The following is a 16,172-nucleotide window of genomic DNA, read 5'->3' as shown; positions in this document are numbered from 1 at the left end:
TGATTGAGGCGGTGCACCGCCTCAATCAATGCCCTCCAACAATTTTTCTTCAACCCATGCGAGATCTCCAAGCCCTTCAGCGCCGTGACTACGACCTGATTGTGATTGGTGGTGGCATTAATGGTGCGGCCACTGCCCGAGACGCAGCCCTGCGGGGCTTGTCTGTCCTCCTAATTGAGAAGGGGGACTTTGCCAGCGGCACCACCAGTTGGTCTACGCGCCTGATTCATGGTGGCCTGCGCTACCTGGAATATTTTGAGTTTCATCTGGTGCGGGGATCTCTGCGGGAGCGGGAAATCCTGCTCCGTACGGCCCCCCATTTAGCTAAGCCGATCCAGATGACAATTCCCATCTACAAGCAGGGTTCTCGCAGCTATTGGGAAATTCAGGCGGGGATGATTCTCTATGACCTGCTCAGTTATGACAAGAGTTTGCCCAACCACCGCATGTTGTCGGCCCGGAAGTTGCGGCAGTTGTTCCGTTCCCTGGATGCGGAACAGTCCTGTGGGGCGGCTCAGTATTACGATGGGCAGGCGGCTTACGCGGAGCGTCTGTGTTTAGAAATTGTGCTGGATGCCCAGGTAGCGGGGGCGGATGTCCTCAACTACGCTACGGTGACGGCGCTGGGTCGGGTCGGCGATCGCATTACCGCCCTCACTGCCCATGACCAGATCGCCGATGAGTCCTTCACGGTAACTTTGTCGGAGACCGCTGTGGTGGTGAATACCTCTGGTCCTTGGGTGGATCAGGTGTTGGGGCTGGAGCAAGGTCAGGGTGCGGAGGCGGTTCTGGGTCGCGATCGCAAAATTGGGGGCACCAAGGGTAGCCACATCATCGTGGATCCCTTTCCTGGAGCCCCCAGCGCCGCTCTCTATATTGAGGCCAAATCCGATGGCCGCCCCTACTTCATTACCCCTTGGCTGGGGCAATACCTGATCGGCACCACGGACCTGAAATATGACGGCCCCCTAGATCCCCTCAAGGCCAGCAATGACGAGGTGGATTACCTCCTGCGGGAAACCAATCAGGTGATCCCCACGGCCCGTCTGACACGGGCGGATGTGCGTTTCACCTACTCCGGCATTCGCCCCCTGCCCTATGTCGGTGAGGGCAAAAAGGCCGGCAGCATTAGCCGCGACCATATTCTCTACGACCACGGTAAGGATGGGGTGGTAAATCTGGTCTCCTTGATCGGCGGTAAACTCACCACCCACCGTCAAGTCGGGGAAGAGATGACGAATTGGGCCTTTCAAAAGTGGGGAAAGACGGCTCCCCCTAGCCCCACCCGCGATCGCGCTCTACCGGGCTGCATCTGGCCCGATGATCCCCGGCGGGCGGAGGCTGCCGCCCACTACCGCACCCTAGTCCCCGCCTCAGTCCTAGAGCACCTATTCCAAATGTATGGGGCACGGGCGCTAGAGGTGCTGGCCTTGGTAGAGGATGCCCCCGACCTCGCTACCCCGATTGTGCCCGGTCTGCCCGATATTCAGGCCCAGGCCGTCTATGCCATCCAGGCGGAAATGGCCCACACGCTACTGGACATTACCCGCCGCCGCACCACCCTAGCCATGCAGGCCAACTATGGCCACGACGCCTTACCGAGCATCGTCGCCGCCCTCCAGACCCACTGCGGCTGGACCACCGCCCAATCCGAAATTCAAATAGCTCAACATCAAGCGTTTATGGAAGCCAATTGCATTCCCGACTATGCTCTCGATACCCCTGCGGTCCCGTCCCAGGCAGTCGGAGTCGTTGCATCTGGGTAGGGCTGACAGTTGCTGCTATGACCCCAAGATGCGGTTTCTGGTAGCGAAAATCCCATCTTACGAAATCCCAATCTCGTAAGGTTGCACGGCTATGCAACCCATGCAGGGAATTTCTGTTCGAGCAAAATCCTTCGGTTTCGTAGTCCCTTTAGTTTTCTACCATGCCTGTGATGCCAAATGCCCCTTCTATCCTTTCTCTAGATGCTGAGGTTGTCCAAACTGAATCCGTTGAGTTGACGGTGATCGGGGCGGGAGCCTGGGGATCGGCCCTAGCGTCCCTAGTTCAGAAAAATAACCATACCGTCCGGTTGTGGTCCCGTCGCAGTGAGATTTCCCTAGGGGAAGCGGTGGATCAGGCCCAGGTGATTTTGTCGGCGGTGTCGATGAAGGGGGTGCCGTCGGTGGTGGCGCAGTTGCGGGACATCGATATTCCTCCAGAGACGATCCTGGTGACGGCCACCAAGGGTCTGGACCCGGAGACCACCCGTACCCCGTCCCAAATGATTCAAGCCGCCTTTCCTGATAATCCGGTGGTGGTGCTGTCGGGGCCAAACCTGTCCAAGGAGATTGAGCAGGGCCAGCCCGCTGCCACCGTGGCGGCTAGCCTGCATCCGGCGGCGGCTGAGGCGGTGCAGTATCTGTTCTCTTCCGATACCTTTCGGGTGTATAGCAGTCCCGATCCCCTGGGGGCAGAGTTGGGGGGGACGCTGAAGAATGTGATCGCGATCGCAGTTGGCGTTTGCGAAGGGCTGAATCTGGGGGCCAATGCCCGGTCGGCGCTGATCACTCGGGCGCTGCCGGAGGTGATCCGCATTGGTACCCACTTGGGAGGACAGCCGGAAACCTTCTTTGGCCTGTCGGGTCTGGGGGATATGCTGGCCACCTGCACCAGTGTCCTTAGCCGCAACTATCGGGTGGGCTATGGGTTGGCCCAGGGTAAGCCCCTGGCCCAAATTCTGGAGGAACTGGGCAGTACGGCGGAGGGGGTGAACACAACCCAGGTGTTGGTTGCGATCGCAAACCGCGAAGGTATCCCCGTCCCCATTGCCCGCCAAGTCCACCGCCTGCTACTGGGCAAAATCACCCCCCAAGAGGCGGTAGAAGCCTTAATGGAACGAGACCTAAAGCCAGAAGCCTGCGATTTGTGATAGCTGCCGCCCGTCCCCTATTCATATAGGGGCAATTCATATAGGGACAGTTGGAGGAATTGGTGAATAGTGGCAGTCCTGGGGAGCTTTAGGGGAACTTTATTGGTACCCTCGTAGCCAATGGGTCTCTACTGTCTTCTGCTGAAGCCACCTCCACCATGCAAGTTAAGCCGCCCAGCCACGACACGCCGCCCCCACCCTACAGTCAGTGGGGCTACCAAAGCCCGCCGCCACCGCCGAAAACACCCCTGATCCTCAGAATATTGAAGGCTCTTGCGGGTAGCCTGTCGGGGGGGATGTTGGTGTTGGGGATTATTGTGGGCATTGGCCTGTGGCGCTCGGGGGAGCAATTCGTCAACGGCATTAAGATGGCCTTGACCCCCCAGCCACCTCAAGAAGAGGTGGATGTGCGCACCGTTGTCGTCCAGCAGGTGCGGGGGGCCAGTGAACTGACCACAGCGGTGTTTGCTATGGAGGCTGTCGTACCCGCCACCAGCAGTCGCACCGTGGCCAACTATGAAATTGGCAAAACCACCCTCATCTACGTGGCCTATGGTGAGGTGCGGGCAGGGGTGGACCTGAGCGAAATCACCGCCGCCGATGTGCGGGTCAATGGTGAGACGCTGCGGGTGATTTTGCCGCCGCCCAAAATTTTGGACAGCAAAATCGATGTCAGCCGCTCTGATGTCTATGACTACAGCCGGGGCTTTCTGGGGCTGGGACCTGACCGTGCTCCAGAACTCCAGGGCCAAGCCCAGGAAGCAGCGCTACAAAAGGTGATGCTGGCGGCCTGCGAGGAGGGAATTTTGCAGGAGGCCAGTGCGCGGGCGGAGCTAGTGGTGGCCCAGCTCTTGGCCCACACTGACTTTGGCACCGTGGAGGTGGAGTCCCGTCTGCCGGAAAATACGGGCTGTGCAACGGCAGCAGCAGGCGCGCTACAGTGAACGGGGCCAGTCCTGAGCTGGTCTCAGCCCTGGCCTTAGCGCTACCCCGAGAATTGCCATGCTAGAGCTCTATCAGTTTTCTGCCTCCGCCTACAGCGAGAAGGTCCGTCTTATCCTGGACTACAAGCAACTGCCCTACCGCACCGTGGAGGTAACGCCGGGGGTAGGTCAGCTTGAGGTCTTCCATCTATCGGGACAGCGCCAGGTTCCCGTCCTTAAGGATGGCTCGGAGGTGGTGCCCGATTCAACTGCGATCGCACGTTACCTCGATGACAAATATCCTGATCGTCCGCTACTGCCCTCGGAGCCCCAACAGCGGGGTCTGTGCCTTGCCCTAGAGGACTGGGCCGATGAATCCCTAGGGGCAGCGGGACGCAAGGTGATGGTGGGAGCCTTTAACCAGCATCCCCGCTTCCGCACGGCGGTGCTGCCGGCAACGACACCAGATTTGCTCAAAACCCTGGTGGAGGCGGTACCGGGGGATGTGCTCAGCTTTTTGGGGACGGGGGTGGGCTATGGCCCCGAAGTCATCAAGGCCGCTACTCGCAGTCTGAAGCAGGCATTAGAAGCACTGTGCTTGATGTTGCAGGACCGCCCCTACCTGGTGGGGGAGCACCCCACCCTGGCGGATTTCGCCGTGGCCGGAATGTCCTTCTACCTGAAGTTTCCAGCCTATCGCTATGTAGATCTGCCGGAGGGAATTTGTGATAAAGGGGTTCCTGGTCTGGCCGATGACGCCAATTATCAGCCCTTTTTTGACTGGCGCGATCGCCTCTATGCCGACTACCGCCAGGTTCGCACCCATGAACCCGCCGCCACGGGTCCCACGACCATTCCCCTAGATGACTAGTGGTCTGTCAAGCCTAATTTTGTAGATACTGTGTTAGCGCCTTAGGGTCAAGACTGCTGAGGCGCTAGCTTTTTGGGGTCAAATTCCTGTCCAGAGGACAAGACCGCATAGATCACACGAATGAGCTTGTGCATCACCGCCCCCACCACCGCCATCTTGTGCTTGCCATTGCCCAAGAGCCGTTGGCGAAAAGCTCTGACCTCAGGGCAATGACGCATCAGACTCAGCGCTGGGAAAAAAAGAGCTTCGCGCAGATGAGCATTGCCAATTTTGCACAACCGCGCCTTGCCATTGATAGAAGAGCCAGACTGATGCTCCTGGGGAGTCAACCCAGCAAAAGCCGCCAGTTGAGCGGCAGAGCCAAAGACCTTAATCGAGCCAATTTCCGCCAGGATAATGCTAGCGCTATGTTCAGCAATGCCAGTAATGGAGGTCAACAAGCGGCAGGGCTCCGCCAACGATTCCTCCCCTTGAATATGCTGCTGGCAGCGCTCCTTGAGAGCCTTAGCCTGTTTTTCGAGAAACTCGATATGGGCCTCAATATCCGTTCTCAGTTCCGAGTCACGACAGAGCTCAAGGCGATTTTCTCTTGGGTGAGCATCTGCTCCAGCGCCTTCAGACGGCGGGTGAGGCTCTGGAGCTGGGCGATCGCCGCTGGCGTGGGATGCCACAGACTGGGCTGGATATCTCGACAAAAGCGGGCAATCAGGGCGGCATCAGCGGCATCGTTCTTGGTGCGGCTGAGTTGACTTTTGGCATACCCCTTGATGCGGGCTGGGTTGACGATACTGACCTGGTGGCCCTGCTCATGGAGATAGGTAGCTAAGTCATGGCCATAGATGTTGGTCGCCTCCAGACAGGCATGAATTGCCCCGAGAGCATTCCCTTGGAGCCAATGGCTCAACTGCTCAAAGCCGCTGGGGGTGTTGTCAAACTTGGCGTGTTTAGAGGATTTGCCATTACGCTTACCACCACTCAGTAAAGCTACGTCAAAGGTGGCTTTGCTGATATCAATACCGAGGAAGATGATGGGGGCTGTACTCATTGGACTGGCTCCAGAGAATAGAGGTTGGCAGGGGCTCAACAATCGCACTATCCTTGCTAAATTCGAGGTGCCCAGTCGGGCCGCTCATGATACTGTCCAGGCTGATTGGCGATGCCCTTGGGGGAGGGGGGAGGCTCAATGAATCTACGAAACAAGCTTGAAGGCTTGGGGTTGGGTTCGGAGTTCTCCCCTGACGGTCTGCTTCCAAAATAACTCTCGATGGCAGGCCGCTTACATACAAGGTTGGGTGCAGCGCTAGCGGAACCCAACATGGCCCACCGCTGTTGGGTGACCCTTCGTTTCACCCAATCTACGCAGACTACGAAACCCTGAAAATCAAACCTGATGATGCACCAGCCCAACATTTCCCGGTCCCCTCGCCCCCTGGGAGAGGGGCCGAGATGTGCCACGATAGAACGGTTAGAGTACTTACGCCGCCCAGTACTAGCGATCTCGCTCCATGTGGTCAATTGCGGTTTTCACAAAGTCTTGGATGAAGGCTTCTCGGCGGTTGATCTGAAACTGTTGCTCCACCACCGCGCCGATGCCCCCATCGCCCCAGTCCTGGTTTTGCTGAAAGTAGGTGATGAAGCTCTTGCCCGCAATCCGGGTCAGGTAGGCAGCGCTGGCCCCCTGCACCGCCCGACTCGCGATCGCGGTAGCCAGATTGGCCTGCATCCCCACCGCCAGCAGATTCATTGCCCCCTTGACAATACCCAGGCTGGTGAGGGTGCGGGCTAGGGTCAGGGCTAGGGTCTTGCCCTCCTCAATCGATAGATCACAGCGGTAAACCCGTCCCAGTTCCACCACCATCTGAGCATTGATCGCGGCTGTCGCCAGCAGGTCCACTAGGGGCAGGGGCGTCGCCGCCACTACCCCGGCGCTGATCCACTGGTAGCGATCCACAATGCGATCGCTATCCTCCCGGCGCTGGCGATCGATGAGCTGGCGGGCTTCTGCCCCCAACCGCTGTGATCGCAGCAAAATCGTATCCGCCATCAGACTTGCCCCCTCCGCCCGTAGTACTGCCGTCAAGCGCTGTTCCAAGGGCCACAGGTCAGGATCCATTTGGGTCATACCCCCGCTGGCCAGGGGGATGGGCTGGGGGTCGGCGGCGATATCCACCACATCCTCGGGATCTAGGGCGGTCTGGAATCGCGATCGCACCCGTGCCAAAATTTCTGCCAAATCCTCTTCAGGATAGAGATCCGCCTTGTTGAACACCACCAGCAGCCGCTTGCCCATCGCCAGCAGAGATCGCGTCAAAGCATATTCCGACTGGCGCAGATCATCATCAATGACAAACAGCAGCAGGTCCGCCTCCGTGGCCAACTGACGCACCTGGGCCTCCCGTCCCGGCCCCTCGGCGCTAGCCTCTAGTAATCCCGGTGTATCCGTCAGCCACAGGGTTTGGTCCACACCGGGGAGGCGTAGGGGATAGGTGGCAGCAATGGTGGTGCTGCCCAGGGGGGCGGCGACTTCCCCTACAGCTTGACCCAGGAGACGATTCACCAGAGCGGTTTTGCCCACGGAGCCGACGCCGAATACGACAACCCGGATATCGCGCTGGGCTAGATTTTCACTCAACTGCTGTGCTCGCTGTCCCAGAGCTTCGCGGGCCACTTGGTCTTGGATTTGGGCCACCTGCTGGCTGAGGGCGTCCAAGGCGGTATGGGTTGCCGCCACAGTTTCCTGGGGCAGGGTGGGGACGGGGCGAGATTTCCGGGGGCGCAGAAATTGCCTGCCATAGAAGAAAAGTGCGATCGCACCCATCCCCACCAGCAGCAGAAAAATCTGAGCCAGCAGCGGTGACATTAGCGCCAGCGCCGCCTGCACCCGCACAATAAAGTCCACCAACCACAGACCCATACCCAGGGCCAGCAAACCCCCGAGGGCGATTGCCAATCGGCGCAGTCGTGTCATTACCATCCTCCATGACCCAAGATGAGTTATTGCGCCCGATTGACCCAACCACCTACAAGAGATATCTCCTGAATTGTAGGGAGGCTAACGGGTGTGGTTACCCTAGGATGGAGATATTGCTGGTTGTGAATAGGACAGCCTTGACCGATGGCACTCCAGGTGAGCAATTTTTCCTTATCCGATCAAGCGGTGGCAGAGTTCTGTCAGCGGTGGCAGGTGCAAACGCTAGCCCTATTTGGGTCTGTCTTGCGACCAGATTACAGCCCTAACAGTGACATCGATATCTTGATTACATTTTCCCCAATAGCCAAGCGAGGGCTATTGACCCTAGCGAAAATGAAACATGAGCTAGAAGACATGACTGGACGCAAGGTGGATCTAGTGGTTCGGCAGAGCGTCCTTGATAGCGCTAACTGGCTGCGACGGCAACATATCCTCAACTCAGCTCAAGTTATCTATGAAGCAAGATAACGCAGCCCTGTTGGATATTTTTCATGCTGCCCAGAGAATCTTGGCATTTTCAGCGGGACTAGAGCCATTGGCCCTAGCAACAAACCTGGAAAAGCAGTCTGCAATTCTCTACCAGATCATTGTCATCGGTGAAGCAGTGAAGCGCCTGTCTCCAAAGTTTCGCAACCAGCATCCGGAAATCCCCTGGAAGGATATTGCTGGAATGAGAGACATTGTTGCCCATCAGTACGACCGGGTTGACTTGAATGATCTTTGGTCAGTCCTGAAGTCGGATATACCTGAACTGTTGGCTATGATCCGCCCCCTACTAACATCAATGTGATTCAGGATGAAGACGCATAAGAGGATCCACTGAATCTTGATAGCAGTCGCTATGGCGGCCAAAGCATTTTTAGAATGAAATAGCCTTGACCGCCACCGTTTCTGGTCGTCGAATTGAGTTGGGTCTAGAACTAATTCCCTACACTGCTAGCAGTTTGGCGGGTAGTCCGCACCACCTCCGTCAATACCTCCAGCGCCCGAGCATACTGGGGGTCATCGCCCGTACCGATCAAAGTGCGATCGCTGGCCAGCAATTCCTGCGCCTCATCCGATAACTCTAAAATAATGTCGGGTTCAATCCCTAACTTATTGATGTCGCGACCACTGGGAGTCAGATATTTCGCCACTGTAATCGCGAGGCCAGAGCCATCAGGCAGACTACGCACCGACTGCACCAAGCCCTTACCAAAGGTTTTAGTCCCCACTAGTTGGGCGCGTCTGTTGTCCTGCAACGCCCCCGACAGAATTTCACTAGCACTGGCGGAGCCGCCATCTACCAACACCACCAAAGGCTTGTCCGTCAAAGCTCGATTGCTGGCCGCTTCCTCATCCACCACGCCTTGACGGTCCACTGTGGAAACAATGGTGCCTTCACTCAGCCACATGCGGGCAATCTCAATGCTGGAATACAGCAACCCCCCTGGGTTGGAGCGCAGGTCTAGGATGTAGCCCACGATATTGTCGTTATTCAGGGTCTCAATGGCTTCACTCATTTCCTTAGCAGCATTGGCACTGAACTGGGTCAGGCGGATATAGCCCACCCGCCCCGCCGGACTGTCTTGGATAGAGTAGCGCACCGGATGAATCTCAATCCGGGCTCGGATCAAGTTAAAGTCAATGATTTCTTCCCCCCGACGTATCGTCAGGGTCACCTCAGACCCCACCGTGCCCCGAATGCGGCTTACCGCGTCATTCAGGTCCATGCCCTCAGTGCTCTCGCCGTCGATGGCGGTAATCACATCCTGGGAGCGTAGTCCCGCCTCAAAGGCAGGGGTGTCTTCAATCGGAGACACCACCACGATCTCCTTAGTCTCTTCTTCCTGGCTGATCTGAATTCCGACCCCCGTTAGCTCTCCGGAGGTATCCACCTGCATGTTACGGAACTCTTGGGGATCCATGAACCGGGTGTAGGGATCCCCCAGGAGTTCTAACATCTCCCGGATTGCAACGTAGGCGTCTTCGCGGGTGGAGTAGTCGGGTTCTAAATATTCAGTGCGGACTGCTTCCCAATCCACCTGATTAAAGGTGGCATCCACATAGGTGCGATCAATGAGCTGCCAAACTTCATCAACCAGTTCCTTGGGGCTTTCTTCAAAAAAAGCTTTGCTCTGGGAAAAGTGCAACCCTGCGCCAGTGACCGTCACGGCAGCAACAGCCAGGGCCGTTGCCCCAACAACAAGTCCACGCTTCGCGATCGCCATATCCGAATTCCTCTGGGCAGTTCCTTTGGGCAGCTAAGCCCCAATCTAACACAGGGTTTCTGTGGGGGTAGCAACAATCTGAACGCAGTCATTCTAGTCCTGTTGTGCCATTCCTGCTGCGCCAAAAAGCCAGATCACAGACTGTCCCTTGTAGGCTGGAAATTAAGGGCAAGCCTGAGTTCGACTTTGAGTTGATACCCCCCCCAGCCCATCTCCCAGTCCATTAAAAATGGACTGGGAGATGGGCCGGGAATTTTGAATTCCCGGCGGGGTGACAGCGCTGATACCGAATTGACGTAAGGTCAAAGAATATGGTCTATATTTCACCCTATCGCCCATTGCCTTGCTTTTCTTGTTCCCTGCCTGCGGCTGGGAACCTCCAAGAGGCTCTGCCTCGGGTCGATGATTTTTTAGATGGAATACTCTGAGCCGGAACCCTCTAGCCAGAATGCGACAAAGGCGGTGAGATCTGGGGGATAAATAAGCCAGGTCCGGGCTTGGATCTGGGTTAGGGGGGCGACCAAGGGCGAGACTTGATTAATGTCTTGGGCCTGATTGTCCACCCAGATCTGGATACCTTGTTGGTAGAGGGTGTAGCCCCGGCTGTGGCTGTGGCTAAAGCCGCAGTAAATCTCTGGCGATCGCGCCTGTTGCTGTAGTGCCTCTTGCACAGTCGCCAATAGCCTCTTCCTAGCCGCTGCCGACAAGTGAGATACCTCCCGCGCTTTGAACAGATCTCGGTCTAAAAAGCGGCGACAGAGATCCGCTAGGGGCGCGGTGGCGGCGGTGGCCGCCGCCCGCCACCGATGGAGATGGTAGGTAAAGACAATGTCATCGGCGGAGAGATAGGTGTCGAGGGACCAATCGGCGGCGGGCTGACGGAGCCACTGACCGACGGTGTCATCGACCTGGATGTCTCCTGCTGCCAGGGCTTGACGGGCCAGGGCAAAGGCTTGGTGTAGCATCCAGGTGGCGGCTAGGTTTTTGGGATGGTTGTACACCTGGGCATACATGAAATAGCGCACCATCAGATAGTGTTCCACCGCCGCCAACCCCTTCTGGCGGACCACCATCTGTCCCGTAGTGGGGTCCATGGCCAAGGCATTTAAGATGCGGTCTAGATCCAGATGGCCGTAGGAGGCTCCGGTGAAATAGCTGTCCCGCATCAAGTAATCCAAGCGATCGCAGTCGAGCTGGCTGGAAACCAACTGCCAGACCAACGGCAGGGGGTGTTCATGGGTATAGACCGAGTCAATGGCGGGGGCCAACTCGGGGCTGTAACGGTCTAGGCGCGATCGCACCGACACCGCCTCCTGCACAATCCGTCGTGTCCAGGTTTCATGGTGAAACTGAAACAGGTCTTCTGCTGCATGGCTAAAGGGACCATGCCCAATATCGTGGAGCAGGGCGGCACAGAGTACCGTGGCCCGATGCTCCTGCAAGTTGGGATAGGTCTGGGCCAAGGTGTCAAAGGCACGACGGGCTAGGGCCATTACCCCTAGGGCATGGGTAAAGCGGGAACTTTCCGCCCCGTGGAAGGTGAGGCTGGCGGGTCCGAGTTGGCGAATACGCCGCAGCCGTTGAAAGGGGGGCGTGTCGATCAGGTCAATTAGTAACGCTTCCACGGGATCTTGGGCATCCAGGGTGATGGCCCCGTGGAGTGGGTCGTGGTAGGTGCGGCGGCGTTTAGGAGACACGCGCGATCGCAACCCGTTGCGTCAGTAACTCCACCGCCGCTTGGTATTGGGTGTCCGCCGCCGTCGCCACCTGGTCCCGGCCTAGGGGCGCAAGACTCACCCGCTGGTCGGGACGAATACCCGAGCGATTGATGTCGTGGTGGGCAGGGGTTTCGTACTTGGCTACCGTTACCACCAACCCCGAACCATCAGAGAGATCAAAAAGGGACTGAATTAAACCCTTACCAAAGGTAATGCCCCCCACTAAAACCGCCCGCTGATTGTCCTGGAGCGCCCCGGCCAAAATCTCGCTGGCACTCGCGGTGCCCTCATTCACCAAGACCGCTAGGGGAGCCTGGGTTAGGGCTGCTCCGGTGGCGGTATAGCTGTCCAATACCCCCTGACGGTCTACGGTGTAGACAATCGTGCCCTCCTCTAGCCACTGACGGGCGATTTCAATGCCAGCGGTGAGTAAGCCCCCCGGATTGTTGCGCAGGTCCAACACATAGGCATTGGCCCCCTGAGCCTCTAGGTCTTTAATCGCTTGGGCTACCGCCGTGACGGCATTGGCATTGAACTGACTCAGGCGAATGTAGCCAATCCCCAATCCATTGTCTAGGGTCTGAAACTGGACAGTGACGGGGTTGAGACTAATGCGATCGCGCTTCAGTTCAAACCGCTGTTCTACAGGCTGTTCTAAGGACGATGGCGCGGCCCCCCCAGGGCGCAGCACCGTCAAGACCACCGTGCTCCCTAATGGTCCCCGCATTCGCTGGGCCGCTTCATCTAGGGTCAAGGTGGTGGTGGCAACATTATCAATAGAGAGAATGCGATCGCGGGGTTGCAGGCCCGCCGCCGCCGCCGGAGATCCCTCCACCGGGGCAACAACTTGCAACGTGCCATCCTGCTCATCCTTGGCAATCTGTAATCCCACCCCCGTCAGCTCCCCTGAGGTACTGGTTTGCAGACTGCGGTACTGCTCCGGGGGCAACAGTCGAGTATAGGGATCCCCCAGCGTCGCCAACATCTCGTCAATAGCCCCATAGGTCTCTTCCCGCGTCTCTAGGGGTTGTTGGAGCCAGCGCTGACGCACAAACCACCAATTCTGATGGTTAAAACTTTCATCAATATAGGCACGGTTGACGATGCGCCAGACCTCAGAGAGCAACTGATGCTCATCCGTAAGAGCATAGGCAGGCTGAGATCCCCAGCCCAGCCAGAGCCCAGCCACCAGCATCAGAATGCTCAACCCGCGCACGACGTATTTTCCCATAGTGATTAATTGTAAACCGAGGGCAGGGTGATGGGGTGTGGGCGAAGCCTGCCCGAAGGGCTTAGGGGTGATGGGGTGATGGGGTGTGGGCGAAGCCTGCCCGAAGGGCTTAGGGGTGATGGGGTGATGGGGTGTGGGCGAAGCCTGCCCGAAGGGCTTAGGGGTGATGGGGTGATGGGGTGTGGGCGAAGCCTGCCCGAAGGGCTTAGGGGTGATGGGGTGATGGGGTGTGGGCGAAGCCTGCCCGAAGGGCTTAGGGGTGATGGGGTGATGGGGTGTGGGCGAAGCCTGCCCGAAGGGCTTAGGGCTTAGGGCTTAGGGGTGTTGGGGTGTTGGGGTGTTGGGGTGTTGGGGTGTTGGGGTGTTGGGGCGGGTTTAGCTCGTGTCTACTGGGAAATCCCAGATGGGAGGATCAAAACCCGCCCTACCCAGTGCCGGGAAATCCAGAAATCCAGGATTGAAGTAAATCCCGTAGGGGCTTGTGGTTGCCCTTGTGGCCGGGTGACCCGTGTGGGGGTGACAGGTGACAGGGAAGAACCGTAGGGGCGGGTTGGACTCTTATTGGCTGGGGAATCCAGCATGGGACTGGGGAATCTAAAAATGAGGAGACAGGGTAAAGTTTTGCAACAGGATTTTCATTTGGCGAATACAAAGCCTTCTTCGGCCAGATCTCGTCAAATTCGGATATCCCGGCTGGTCGCCTGCTCTGAGGCCATGAAATCTATGCCCCCCAAGGAATCGGGGCCGTTTCAACTGTGTTACATTTTTAGGGACTGCACTGCATAGATTATTAGCTCCCCGCTTCATGTTTACAAAGCAAGTAACGAATTCAAAAGCCTACCAGTGGTTTAATGAGCGGCTGGAAGTGCAGGCGCTCGCCGATGACATCTCCAGCAAGTACGTCCCCCCCCACGTCAACATCTTTTATTGTCTCGGGGGAATTACTCTAACCTGCTTCGTCATCCAGTTCGCCACTGGGTTCGCGATGACCTTCTACTACAAGCCGACGGTCACCGAAGCCTTCTCCTCCGTTCAATACCTGATGACGGACGTGAATTTTGGTTGGCTGATTCGCTCCATCCACCGCTGGTCCGCCAGCATGATGGTGCTGATGATGATCCTCCACGTTTTCCGTGTCTATCTCACTGGCGGTTTCAAAAAACCCCGCGAACTGACTTGGGTGACGGGCGTCGTCCTAGCAGTCATCACCGTAACCTTTGGGGTAACGGGGTATTCCCTCCCCTGGGACCAAGTCGGTTACTGGGCTGTGAAGATCGTCTCCGGTGTTCCCGGTGCGATTCCCGTCGTAGGCTCCACCATTGTGGAACTCATGCGCGGTGGAGAAGCCGTAGGCCAAGCCACCCTGACCCGCTTCTACAGTCTGCACACCTTCGTACTGCCTTGGGCGATCGCGGTGTTCATGCTGCTGCACTTCTTGATGATCCGCAAGCAAGGCATTTCTGGCCCCCTTTAGGCCAGGGATGGGCACTACGCTAGCAACCTAGCGCTATCAGCTTCGTTTTCATTAAACTGTCTGTACCTAATCTGAGTCGAAACGCTATGGCAACTATCAAAGAGCCGGATCTAAGCGATCCTAAGCTGAGAGAGATGTTGAAGCAGGGCATGGGGCACAACTACTACGGTGAGCCCGCTTGGCCCAACGATTTGCTCTATATCTTTCCCGTTGTTATTCTGGGCAGCATCGCCTGTTGTGTGGCCTTGGCCGTCCTTGACCCCGCCATGGTGGGTGAGCCTGCCAACCCCTTTGCCACCCCCCTAGAGATCCTGCCGGAGTGGTACCTGTATCCCACCTTCCAGATGCTGCGGATTGTGCCGAACAAGCTGCTGGGTATTGCGGGCATGACCGCCATTCCCCTGGGCTTGATGCTGGTGCCCTTTCTGGAAAACGTCAACAAGTTCCAAAATCCCTTCCGTCGGCCCCTAGCGACGGCGGTTTTTCTGTTTGGCACGGCCTTTACCCTCTGGCTCGGTATCGGTGCAACTCTGCCGATCCGCGAATCCTTGACTTTAGGTCTGTTCTAGAAAAACACTTGTGGTTCTGGAAAATACCTGTCCTTTTTCTTAGGAAAACGGACGGGTATTTTTTTTGATGCCAGGATTCCGAGAAACCTGAGACTATTGTGGAGGTAGTGTTTCCGACAGAGTCTATTAGCGCCACAGTGGAGTGGATCGCCATGGCCCAGGAATGGGCTGGGAGGGGGATCGGGAATTGACTTACGGCAAAGCAATGCACCTAGTGGTCGAAAGTCGTCTGGAAGCCTTGCTGAAGGTTCAACGGTGGTTTAAGGAGGTGTGTACGTCTCTGGAAGCGGAGATGCCCTGGGTCAGGGATCGGTTTGATTACCTGAATCTGGCTCTGGCGGAGGGGTTTACCAATGCGGTCCGCCACGCCCATGCGGCCTTGCCTCCAGAAACCCCCATTGATATTGAGGTCTCCCTAGCGATCAATCGCGTTGATATTCACATTTGGGACCGGGGCCAGCCCTTTGACCCTACGGGGCTGCCGGAGCCGGAACCGGGCAGTCTTTCCCAAACGGGTGGCTATGGTTGGTTTCTGCTGCGCCGGGTGACGGATGAGGTCAGTTATCGCCGCACCTGCGATCGCAATTGTCTGGCCATTACCCAGTACGCTCCGCCATAGGTACAGAATTGTTACCAGAACGGGGAAAGACCCTTAATTCTCCCTTTAGAAAGAGGCGCAGCGCAGCATCTTAAGCTAACGTGAAAGCACAATAACTTTAATAAGTTCGCTGAGCTAAGGAGCCTAGTGCCATCGTTAGAAGAAGTCTTGACACCCGCCGCGTTCGTCCTGAACAGCCCAATATCAACCACAACATCAAGGCCCCTGCCGTGTTGTTGATTGACCACGAGAACAATAATCGCGGACTCATCGACACCCGAGATGCCGTGGCAATCGCCCAAGAGGCAGGACTGGATTTGGTTATTGTGTCAGACGGGGCAGAGACCCCCGTTGCCAAAATTCTCGACTACGGCAAACACCAGTACCAACAAAAGAAGCGTCAGAAGCAGAGTGCTAAGCCCACCATGAAAGAGGTGAAGCTGCGCCCCAATGTGGATGATGCCGACTATGGGATTCGTATTGAGCGGGCCACCAAGTGGCTCGACAAGGGCGATCACGTCAAATTTCAAGTTCGCCTGCGGGGTCGCGAACACCAGCACCGCGATCGTGCACGGGATCTTTTGCAACGCATTGTCGATGACCTCAGCCAAGTCGCCAAGGTCCAAACCTTTGACCAGCAATCGCTGATTGTACAACTGGTGCCCAGTTCGTAATTGTCAACCTAAGTTTTTC

The 16,172-nt window shown here is 57.0% G+C and carries 16 protein-coding genes; 10 read left to right on the top strand and 6 right to left on the bottom strand.

Annotated features, from left to right (window positions below):
• Positions 1-56 precede the first annotated feature (56 nt).
• The 4 genes from LEP6406_RS0205560 to LEP6406_RS0205545 all read left to right on the top strand — a co-directional run bounded on the left by LEP6406_RS0205560 (position 57) and on the right by LEP6406_RS0205545 (position 4,708).
• Complete coding sequence (locus tag LEP6406_RS0205560; RefSeq protein ID WP_008309760.1) at positions 57-1,766, top strand: glycerol-3-phosphate dehydrogenase/oxidase; 1,710 nt, start codon at positions 57-59, stop codon at positions 1,764-1,766.
• A gap of 161 nt (positions 1,767-1,927) precedes the next feature.
• Positions 1,928-2,914: an NAD(P)H-dependent glycerol-3-phosphate dehydrogenase gene (locus tag LEP6406_RS0205555; RefSeq protein ID WP_008309761.1), complete on the top strand. Its 987-nt coding sequence runs from the start codon at positions 1,928-1,930 to the stop codon at positions 2,912-2,914.
• A 158-nt stretch (positions 2,915-3,072) separates the two neighbouring features.
• On the top strand, positions 3,073-3,858 hold the full coding sequence (locus LEP6406_RS0205550; RefSeq protein WP_008309762.1) for a DUF4230 domain-containing protein: 786 nt from the start codon (positions 3,073-3,075) through the stop codon (positions 3,856-3,858).
• Between the two features lie 58 nt (positions 3,859-3,916).
• Positions 3,917-4,708, top strand: coding sequence for a glutathione S-transferase family protein (locus LEP6406_RS0205545; RefSeq protein WP_008309763.1), 792 nt, complete (start codon positions 3,917-3,919; stop codon positions 4,706-4,708).
• Positions 4,709-4,755: 47 nt separating this feature from the next.
• On the opposite strand, the gene LEP6406_RS35025 is transcribed toward LEP6406_RS0205545, so the two are convergent.
• The 3 genes from LEP6406_RS35025 to LEP6406_RS0205535 all read right to left on the bottom strand — a co-directional run bounded on the left by LEP6406_RS35025 (position 4,756) and on the right by LEP6406_RS0205535 (position 7,676).
• Positions 4,756-5,145 (bottom strand): transposase, encoded by a 390-nt coding sequence (locus LEP6406_RS35025; RefSeq protein WP_225886661.1) that lies wholly within the window; start codon positions 5,143-5,145, stop codon positions 4,756-4,758.
• Positions 5,146-5,258: 113 nt separating this feature from the next.
• Entirely contained in the window at positions 5,259-5,753 is a 495-nt protein-coding gene (locus LEP6406_RS35020; protein ID WP_225886422.1) for an IS110 family transposase, read from the bottom strand.
• A gap of 444 nt (positions 5,754-6,197) precedes the next feature.
• On the bottom strand, positions 6,198-7,676 hold the full coding sequence (locus tag LEP6406_RS0205535) for a YcjF family protein (protein WP_008316947.1): 1,479 nt from the start codon (positions 7,674-7,676) through the stop codon (positions 6,198-6,200).
• Between the two features lie 147 nt (positions 7,677-7,823).
• On the opposite strand from LEP6406_RS0205535, the gene LEP6406_RS0205530 reads away from it, so the two are divergent.
• Positions 7,824-8,147, top strand: a complete 324-nt coding sequence (locus LEP6406_RS0205530) for a nucleotidyltransferase family protein (protein WP_008316949.1) — start codon at positions 7,824-7,826, stop codon at positions 8,145-8,147.
• A complete protein-coding gene (locus tag LEP6406_RS0205525; protein ID WP_008316950.1) occupies positions 8,134-8,469 on the top strand; it encodes a HepT-like ribonuclease domain-containing protein in 336 nt (111 codons plus the stop codon). Before LEP6406_RS0205530 ends, LEP6406_RS0205525 begins: the two co-directional genes overlap by 14 nt.
• Before the next feature lie 130 nt (positions 8,470-8,599).
• Here the strand turns inward: LEP6406_RS0205525 and ctpC are convergent, their stop codons facing one another.
• The 3 genes from ctpC to ctpA form a co-directional block, all read right to left on the bottom strand.
• A complete protein-coding gene (gene ctpC, locus LEP6406_RS0205520; RefSeq protein ID WP_008316952.1) occupies positions 8,600-9,889 on the bottom strand; it encodes a carboxyl-terminal processing protease CtpC in 1,290 nt (429 codons plus the stop codon).
• Positions 9,890-10,299: 410 nt separating this feature from the next.
• Entirely contained in the window at positions 10,300-11,586 is a 1,287-nt protein-coding gene (locus LEP6406_RS26695) for an HD domain-containing protein (RefSeq protein ID WP_008316954.1), read from the bottom strand.
• A complete protein-coding gene (gene ctpA, locus LEP6406_RS0205510; protein WP_027268870.1) occupies positions 11,576-12,838 on the bottom strand; it encodes a carboxyl-terminal processing protease CtpA in 1,263 nt (420 codons plus the stop codon). Before ctpA ends, LEP6406_RS26695 begins: the two co-directional genes overlap by 11 nt.
• An 805-nt stretch (positions 12,839-13,643) precedes the next feature.
• On the opposite strand from ctpA, the gene petB reads away from it, so the two are divergent.
• From petB to infC, 4 genes are all read left to right on the top strand, one after another.
• Positions 13,644-14,312, top strand: coding sequence for a cytochrome b6 (petB, locus tag LEP6406_RS0205505; RefSeq protein WP_008308771.1), 669 nt, complete (start codon positions 13,644-13,646; stop codon positions 14,310-14,312).
• 86 nt (positions 14,313-14,398) lie between these two features.
• Positions 14,399-14,881, top strand: a complete 483-nt coding sequence (gene petD / locus LEP6406_RS0205500; protein WP_008308774.1) for a cytochrome b6-f complex subunit IV — start codon at positions 14,399-14,401, stop codon at positions 14,879-14,881.
• Between the two features lie 187 nt (positions 14,882-15,068).
• Entirely contained in the window at positions 15,069-15,500 is a 432-nt protein-coding gene (locus LEP6406_RS0205495; protein WP_027268869.1) for an ATP-binding protein, read from the top strand.
• A gap of 131 nt (positions 15,501-15,631) precedes the next feature.
• Positions 15,632-16,153, top strand: a complete 522-nt coding sequence (gene infC / locus LEP6406_RS0205490) for a translation initiation factor IF-3 (RefSeq protein ID WP_081748025.1) — start codon at positions 15,632-15,634, stop codon at positions 16,151-16,153.
• The last annotated feature ends 19 nt before the right edge of the window (positions 16,154-16,172 follow it).

The organism is Leptolyngbya sp. PCC 6406, assembly GCF_000332095.2.
Taxonomy (GTDB): Bacteria; Cyanobacteriota; Cyanobacteriia; order Phormidesmidales; family Phormidesmidaceae; genus PCC-6406.
This window is presented reverse-complemented; position numbering and strand designations above follow the sequence as displayed.

What these genes read in the sequence shown, in the direction of transcription:
- LEP6406_RS0205555 (WP_008309761.1), top strand. Translation starts at nt 1,928, where the DNA reads ATGCCTGTGATGCCAAATGCCCCTTCTATCCTTTCTCTAGATGCTGAG.
- petB (WP_008308771.1), top strand. Translation starts at nt 13,644, where the DNA reads ATGTTTACAAAGCAAGTAACGAATTCAAAAGCCTACCAGTGGTTTAAT.
- ctpC (WP_008316952.1), bottom strand. Translation starts at nt 9,889, where the DNA reads ATGGCGATCGCGAAGCGTGGACTTGTTGTTGGGGCAACGGCCCTGGCT.
- LEP6406_RS0205530 (WP_008316949.1), top strand. Translation starts at nt 7,824, where the DNA reads ATGGCACTCCAGGTGAGCAATTTTTCCTTATCCGATCAAGCGGTGGCA.
- petD (WP_008308774.1), top strand. Translation starts at nt 14,399, where the DNA reads ATGGCAACTATCAAAGAGCCGGATCTAAGCGATCCTAAGCTGAGAGAG.
- LEP6406_RS0205535 (WP_008316947.1), bottom strand. Translation starts at nt 7,676, where the DNA reads ATGACACGACTGCGCCGATTGGCAATCGCCCTCGGGGGTTTGCTGGCC.
- LEP6406_RS0205550 (WP_008309762.1), top strand. Translation starts at nt 3,073, where the DNA reads ATGCAAGTTAAGCCGCCCAGCCACGACACGCCGCCCCCACCCTACAGT.
- LEP6406_RS0205525 (WP_008316950.1), top strand. Translation starts at nt 8,134, where the DNA reads ATGAAGCAAGATAACGCAGCCCTGTTGGATATTTTTCATGCTGCCCAG.
- ctpA (WP_027268870.1), bottom strand. Translation starts at nt 12,838, where the DNA reads ATGGGAAAATACGTCGTGCGCGGGTTGAGCATTCTGATGCTGGTGGCT.
- LEP6406_RS0205560 (WP_008309760.1), top strand. Translation starts at nt 57, where the DNA reads ATGCGAGATCTCCAAGCCCTTCAGCGCCGTGACTACGACCTGATTGTG.
- LEP6406_RS35020 (WP_225886422.1), bottom strand. Translation starts at nt 5,753, where the DNA reads ATGAGTACAGCCCCCATCATCTTCCTCGGTATTGATATCAGCAAAGCC.
- LEP6406_RS0205545 (WP_008309763.1), top strand. Translation starts at nt 3,917, where the DNA reads ATGCTAGAGCTCTATCAGTTTTCTGCCTCCGCCTACAGCGAGAAGGTC.